Source organism: Bacillota bacterium (genome assembly GCA_024655925.1).
GTDB lineage: Bacteria > Bacillota > DTU025 > DTU025 > JANLFS01 > JANLFS01.
Map to the genome: position 1 here is coordinate 41884 of JANLFS010000010.1, position 7075 is coordinate 48958.

The 7075-nt window shown below is 58.6% G+C and carries 8 protein-coding genes; all 8 read left to right on the top strand.

The window, feature by feature from the left end; genetic code table 11:
- Positions 1–84: 84 nt before the first annotated feature.
- The 8 genes from NUW23_02800 (at position 85) to NUW23_02835 (ending at position 7055) form a co-directional block, all read left to right on the top strand.
- Positions 85–588, top strand: a complete 504-nt coding sequence (locus NUW23_02800) for a TRAP transporter small permease (GenBank protein ID MCR4425107.1) — start codon at positions 85–87, stop codon at positions 586–588.
- Entirely contained in the window at positions 588–1862 is a 1275-nt protein-coding gene (locus NUW23_02805) for a TRAP transporter large permease (GenBank protein MCR4425108.1), read from the top strand. The genes NUW23_02800 and NUW23_02805 overlap by 1 nt, the downstream gene beginning before the upstream one ends.
- Before the next feature lie 17 nt (positions 1863–1879).
- On the top strand, positions 1880–2980 hold the full coding sequence (locus tag NUW23_02810) for a hypothetical protein (protein MCR4425109.1): 1101 nt from the start codon (positions 1880–1882) through the stop codon (positions 2978–2980).
- 74 nt (positions 2981–3054) lie between these two features.
- On the top strand, positions 3055–4095 hold the full coding sequence (locus NUW23_02815; protein MCR4425110.1) for a hypothetical protein: 1041 nt from the start codon (positions 3055–3057) through the stop codon (positions 4093–4095).
- Between the two features lie 172 nt (positions 4096–4267).
- Positions 4268–4996, top strand: coding sequence for a FadR family transcriptional regulator (locus tag NUW23_02820; protein MCR4425111.1), 729 nt, complete (start codon positions 4268–4270; stop codon positions 4994–4996).
- A gap of 23 nt (positions 4997–5019) precedes the next feature.
- Entirely contained in the window at positions 5020–6195 is a 1176-nt protein-coding gene (locus NUW23_02825) for a mandelate racemase/muconate lactonizing enzyme family protein (protein MCR4425112.1), read from the top strand.
- Positions 6192–6743: a TRAP transporter small permease gene (locus NUW23_02830; protein MCR4425113.1), complete on the top strand. Its 552-nt coding sequence runs from the start codon at positions 6192–6194 to the stop codon at positions 6741–6743. Before NUW23_02825 ends, NUW23_02830 begins: the two co-directional genes overlap by 4 nt.
- Before the next feature lie 12 nt (positions 6744–6755).
- Complete coding sequence (locus tag NUW23_02835; GenBank protein MCR4425114.1) at positions 6756–7055, top strand: TRAP transporter large permease subunit; 300 nt, start codon at positions 6756–6758, stop codon at positions 7053–7055.
- Positions 7056–7075 lie beyond the last annotated feature (20 nt).

Consider the following 7075-nt stretch of genomic DNA (forward strand, 5'->3'; position numbering starts at 1 on the left):
GCCGGCAGGACCCGCCACTGAAATCACGGGGACCCCGGGGACACCTGTTGTCCCCGGGGAACCCTCACGGGAGAGGGTGGTCACATGGGCAAGAAACTGCAGGCTATCGAGAAGGCCCTAGGCGGGCTCCTCGTTTTTGCCGTCTTCGTCGTCGTCATAATCCAGGTGTTCTACAGGTACGTGCTGGACCACCCGATCTTCTGGAGCGACGAATTGGCCTCATACTTGTTCATCTGGATGGTGGCAATCGGGACTGCCTACGCTCAGAGCAGTAGGTCGCACGTGCGCATGGATATCGTGTCCAGCCGTCTTCCGGCGCGCCTGGCTTGGATAACAGGTCTGGCCTTAAACGTTATCATCCTAGTGTGCCTAATCTCCTCTCTCGGCCCCGGCCTCAAGCTGGCCAACCTGATGATGAAGTTCAAGACTCCCGGGCTTCGGGTATCGTGGGCCGTGGTCCTGATAAGCTCTCCAGTCTGTTTCACCCTTGTCTGCCTCCACATTATCGAGGACACTGTAACAGCTCTTCGCTCCAGGTTCGGGCATCGCAGGCAAGACAGTCCTCGGAACGCAGGGAGGGCATCCTGATGGGTCTTACCGTGTTTACGATCAGCCTTGTAGCTCTCATAGCCCTGGGAATGCCCATCGTGTTCTCGATGATCGTGGCGTCCTGGGCGTACGCGCTCGCGTCAGGAGTCGCCCTGACCGTGGTGGCGCAGAAGATGGTCACCGGCCTTGAGAGTTTCACGTTGCTGGCGGTGCCGTTGTTCATGCTCTCCGCTGAGGCCATGAACAACACATCTGTCACGCGACGGCTTTTTGACTTCGCCAACAAGCTTGTGGGCCGGTTCCCTGGCGGGATAGGGCATGTGAACGTCTTCACATCCATGATCTTCGCCGGGATGTCAGGGTCTGCAGTCGCAGACACCTGCGGAATCGGCTATGTTTGCTTGACTGAGATGGACAAGCGCGGGTTCGGCATGCCTTTTAGCACCGCAGTGACTGCGGCGTCCTCCACAATCGGGCCAATCATACCCCCGAGCATCCCCATGGTCGTCTACGCTGTTGTGGCTGGGGCATCCGTGGGCAAGCTCTTTCTGGGAGGGGCGATCCCCGGGGTGCTTATGGGAGTCACCCAGATGATATACATCTACTGCATCTCGCTAAAACGGGGATACGCCGCAGAGAAGAGGTCGACGTGGAGAGAGAAGTTGATAGCCACGAGAAACGCTGTCCTCCCGTTGCTCACCCCGGTCATCCTCCTGGGGGGGATCTACGGCGGGGTCTTCACTCCCACCGAGGCTGCCGCGGTTGCAGTGCTTTACGCTCTCTGCCTCGGGGCAGTCTACGGGGACCTGAACCTGAGGAAACTCGGTGAGATCTCGGTACGGGTGCTCCTTTCGGCCGGGATAATCATGTCCATAGTGGCAGCCGCCAACCTGTTCAGCTGGGTCATGGCCGCGGAGCAGGTGCCGCAGAGAGTCGGCGCCATGTTCCTCTCGGTCACCAATACCCGCGTCGGGCTCCTCTTCATGCTCAATATCGTTTTCCTGATTCTTGGCGCGATTATGGACATCAACACTATCCTTCTGGTGTTCGTGCCGATGGTCCTCCCTGCGGTGACCGCTATGGGGATCGACTTGGTCCATTTTGGAGTCATAGTCGTCCTCAACACTATGATAGGTCTACTCACTCCGCCTTATGGGATGAATCTATTTATACTAAGCGGGCTCACTGGGCTGACCATCAACCAGATCCTCAAGGAGCTCTGGCCATTTATCATCATGCTCGTGGGCCTTCTGTTCCTCATTACCTACGTCGAACCTATCGTGATGTGGCTGCCGAATCTGCTGGTCAAATAGGGTGAGGTGGTTAACTAGTGACATCACGAGAGAGAGTCCTGACGACCCTGGCGCGAAAACGGGCGGACCGCCCTCCGGTGGACGGTTGGTTCGGCCCCGGGCCCTGGCACAGATTAAAGGCCCACTACGGAACCGTGGACGACGAGAGCCTCAGGCGGCAGCTCGGCATCGATTTCCGGCCGATCGTTATGGAGCCTGGCCCGGGGTTCCGAGAGAGAGCTGATTTCTTTCCTCTCAACGCAGTAGGGCTGCATGAGGCGAGCTACACGGTTGTGCCTGTGGGCCCCGGCCTTTTCGAGGATGAGTGGGGAGTCAGGATCGGGGTGGACGAGGACGGCGCCAACTGGCACTATGCCCTCCATCCGCTCGCAGGCAAGCTGGCGGCAGGGGACTTGAGGATTGACGTGTCCGGGCGCATCCCGGATCTCTCCGCCCCAGGCAGGTTCACCGCTGCCGCAGCTTGTGCCCGGGAGTGGAGAAAGGACTGCGCGGTCCTTGCGGGGGTGAGCACCCTCTTCCGGCAGGGGTGGATTCTCGTGGGGTTTGCGGAGTTCCTAGAAAGCCTGGTGCTCAACCCCGAGGGTGTTGAAAGCCTGTTGGACCAGCTGTTCGATTACTTCGTAGCACAGATCCGGGCGTACATAGACGCCGGGGCGGACATTATCCAGCTCCTCGGAGACCTCGGCAGCCAGACCTCGATGTTCATCTCCCCCGCCATGTGGAGGAGGATCTTCAAGCCCAGGATGAAGAGACTGATCGAGGCGACTAGGCGGCAAGAGGTCTACTACTTCCTGCACAGCGACGGGAACATCGAGGCGATCGTGCCTGATCTCATCGAGATAGGCATCGATATGCTCAACCCGATCCAGCCGGAGTGTATGGACCCTGTGAAGATGAAGAAGAAGTACGGAGCTGATCTGATCCTCTACGGAACTCTGTCGCTCCAGCGCACGCTCACCGTGGGCAGACCGAGGGACGTACGGGACGAGGTGCTCAGGAGGGTGGATGAGTGCGGACAGGACGGCGGGTTGATACTCGCCCCGTCCAATGTGATAACGGACGACGTGCCACTGGAGAACGTAGTCGCTCTCTATGAGACTGTTCGGGAACTCGAATGAGAGCAGGTTTTCCGAGACTATTCCCGCCCCAACGAGACGGGGCAGGTGGAAGGAGTTGAAACGAGTTGAGCGGAGTGGAGGACCCGGTGGTAGCCAGATGCCTGAGTAGGCAGCAGGAATTTTGGCGCCATGCCAACTCAGACGGCGCCCTGATCGGACTGCGCGAGAAATGGGTGTTCCCACTGGACTCCTTCTCCGTTGGCCTGCCAGACGGCGTGCTGGGCCCTTTCTCGTTCGATCCAGCGGACCATGCACGTGTCTACCTCGATTTCTGCAGGGAGAACGGGTTCGTCCAGGGAGATCTCTTGCTGCCCGCCACGCCCATGACGGCATTCCCGTGGGTTGAGGCAATGTGCGGGTGCGAGGTCCACTACTCCCGAGACAGTAAAGTGGTCTGGGCGGAGCCCTGGCTCGAGCGGCTCGAAGACGTGGGCCGGATAAGGGAGTATAGCCAGAACCAGTGGTTCCGAGGAATAGTCGATTACCTGACAAGGCTTCGCGACGGCATAGGGCCAGGCTTCCCCGTAGCAACCACTCTCATGCGCGGGACCGGAGACATATTGGCAGCCGTGCGCGGCACCCAGAACTTTGTCTACGACATGTACGATTCTCCTCGCCAGGTTATGGAGGCGGCGGAGGCGTGTACTGAGGTGTTCATCGAGAGTTGGAAGGCGCAGACTGAGGTCATCCCGGAGTACGGCGGAGGCTACTTCTGCGGACCGATGGCGGTGTGGGCTCCAGGCAAGACTATATACTTCCAGGAAGACGTGTCCGCGATACTCTCGCCGGACATGTACCGTCGGTTCTTTTTGCCTTTTGACAGGATTCTCGCCGGGGTCACCCCCGGACTGTCTCTGATGCATCTGCACTCCACCGGCTTGCATGTGTTGGACGACGTGGTGTCCATCGAAGCCTTGGGGTGTGTGCAGGTGTGCATAGACGTCCTTGGGCCGAAACCGGGAGACCTGCTCGGGGAATTCCGCCGGGTTCAAGATGCAGGGAAGTGTTTGATGATCTATGGGGACCTGAACAAAGCAGAAGTGGAGATTCTCGAACGGGCGCTTCGTCCCGAAGGCCTGCTCATCTTCGTCGTCCGTGGGATCGGGCAGTCCTGACAGAGTGCTGGTGATAATGGGCAGGACATACCGGGTTTGGGAAAGCAGGAATCCGGGTCCGGCTGCAGAAGCTTGTACCTGTATGATGTTATGACCAGCTTATTATCACAGCGCCGGTAACAGCCCCGACGGGGAAGTACCGCCCGAGGTTGTTGGAAAGGGTGGAGCAGGCATGAGAGCAGAGCTGGACGGGATGTGTGGGAAGCTCGACCGGGTTACCCTCTCTCAAGAGGTGGCTGACCGGATCCAAAGACTCATAGTCGACCAGTCCCTGGAGGTCGGGACCATGCTGCCTTCGGAGAACTCGCTCGCACAGTCCTTCGGAGTGAGCCGGACGGTGATACGGGAGGCATTCAAAGTTCTGAAAGCCAAAGGCCTCGTAGATGTCCAGCCAGGTAAGGGCACTGTCGTGAGGAGCCCGGGCAGGAAGTCCGTCTCGGATACGATTAAGCTCTACCTTACAGTCAAACAAGGCGGGAAGCCTTCGCACATCGAGGCTCTCTACGAAATCAGAGAGGTTCTGGAGTGCCGCATAGCCGAGCTCGCGGCGGCTCGAAGGACCCCTGAGGATTTGTGTCATCTGCGAGACGCCCTGGAGAGAATGAAGGAGCAACAGGAGGACGCACAGGGATGGACCCGGGCGGACCTCGAGTACCACCGGCTCCTCGCCCGCTCCACCCAAAACGATCTCTTCCTCCTCTTACTGCAGCCAATTGCTGAGCTGCTCGGGGAGGTCATCTACAGGGGGTGGACCGAACCCAGCGGGGCGGACCAAGGAATAGCGGCCCACGAGGCCATTCTCCGCGCTATTGAAGAACAGTCGCCGGAGGAGGCCCGCCGGCTTATGGCAGACCATGTTGAAGATTCAAGGCAGCGTGTTCGTCGCACCTTGCAGGCTTGATTCTGGACGGAGGTCATAGAGCAGTGCGGATTACGAAGCTGGAATCGTTCCTATGCAATGCAGGATTACGTAACTACCTGTTCCTCAAGCTTCACACGGACGAAGGGATCGTAGGGGTGTCCGAGGCTTCTCTAGAGTGGCAGGAAGAGGCGACCCAGCGGGTCCTCCACGAGTTCTTCGAGCAAAGATACGTCATCGGTGCTAACCCCTTCGACGTGGAACAGCTCTGCCGGACCATGATCCGCGATCAGTATCAGGGTGGACCTGTTGCCCTTACCGCCATCAGCGGGATCGAGATAGGGTGCTGGGACATAATCGGAAAGGCCCTGGGCCAGCCGCTCTACAACCTCCTCGGGGGCGTTGCGAACCCGACAGTGCGCGCCTACGCCAACGGTTGGTATGGGGGGAAGGCTGACCCGGCGGAGTACGCCAGAAGAGCCAAGTCAGTAGTTGAGATGGGTTACACTGCCCTGAAGTTTGATCCTTTTGGGACAGCTTTCAAGAACCTCGACAGACGTGATGTGCACCGGGCGATCGATATTGTGTCGGCAGTGGCGGACGCGGTCGGCCCCGAGGCCGAGTTACTCATAGAAGGTCACGGTCGGCTGAGCGTGCACTCGGCCATCGAGGTCGCCCGGGAGCTCGAGAGATTCCCCAATATCGGATTCTTTGAGGAACCGGTCACCCCAGATAGCTTGGACCTTCTCAAAGAGGTCAAGGACAGGACGAAGGTGCGGATAGCTGCAGGAGAGAGGCTCTACACTCTGTCGGATTTCTTCCGGTTCTGTTCCATGAGAGCCGCTGAGGTGGTGCAGTTCGATATTGACCACATTGGCGGAATATCTCAGGCCAAGAAAGTCGCGGCCATGGCCGAGGCGCAGGACATTTTTTTCGCTCCGCATTCCTCTGTCGGCCCGGTGGCGGCGCAGGCAGCGCTCCACATCGACATAAGCACTCCGAACCTCTTCATGCAGGAAGCATTCCACGAGTTCGATGTGGCATGGAGATCGGACTTCGTTTGCGGATGGAACCCTGTGGAAAACGGGACTTTCAAGATCCCAACCGGGCCAGGCCTTGGAATTGGGCTGGACGAGGATGCGATCCGGGCTCACCCCCCCGTCCCGAACTGCTTTCCGTCCCTGTGGGACGCGGAGTGGATCGCGAAATTCGACCAAAACCCGAGAGGCCCTAGGGCTTGAGTTCTATCGCGGAGGTGAACGGCATGGGCAGGCTCTTCGATGGCTTCTTTCGGATGGTGAAGGCTGCGAACAAAGCTGCTCTCGTCCTGATCTACTCTGTCATAATCGTCGTGTGCTTCTTGGCGGTGGTTTTCCGGTACGTGCTCAACAACTCACTCACGTGGGCGGAAGAATTGGCGAGATACCTCTTCGTTGCACTGACCTTCCTCGGGGCGGCGTACGTAGTGCCAAGGAACGGGCATGTGAGTATGGACGCAATCTACCTGAGCCTGCCCGAGAAAGCCCGCAAGGTCATAGATGGCATAGTCGCAGTCTGCACAGTTGTGTTCCTTGTGTACGTGCTCCGGGCGATGAACCAGTCCATGGCCATAATCGCCCGACAGCGGTGGAGCAGTCTTCCCCTCCCGATGAGAATCGCGTACGCTCCCATGACAATCGGGGCGGCTTTGAGCCTGGCATATTTATTCGAAATGTTCGTTAACAAGATACGAAAACAGGGAAGACTCGACCCCTCATATCGAAGAGTTCGGGATTGCCAGAGAGGGTGAGGTGCGCCGGCCATGATGGCAATATCCTTGGGAGTGTTCGCAGCACTGCTCATTATTGGAGCCCCAATAGTACTCGCACTCGGTGTCGGTGCCCTCGCCGCTCTGGTTTATCAGGGAGTACCACTGTCTCTCGTGGCTACCCGCATGTTCGCTGGGCTGGACTCCTTCCCACTGATGGCGATTCCGTTCTTCATCCTTGCGGGCGAGTGCATGAACACGGGCGGAATCACCAGGCGGCTGGTGACTCTGGCTAACGCCATGGTCGGCCACATGGTCGGCGGGCTATCCAGTAGAGTCCATATCCTGGTGTAAAAGGCAGTAGGCGATGGTGG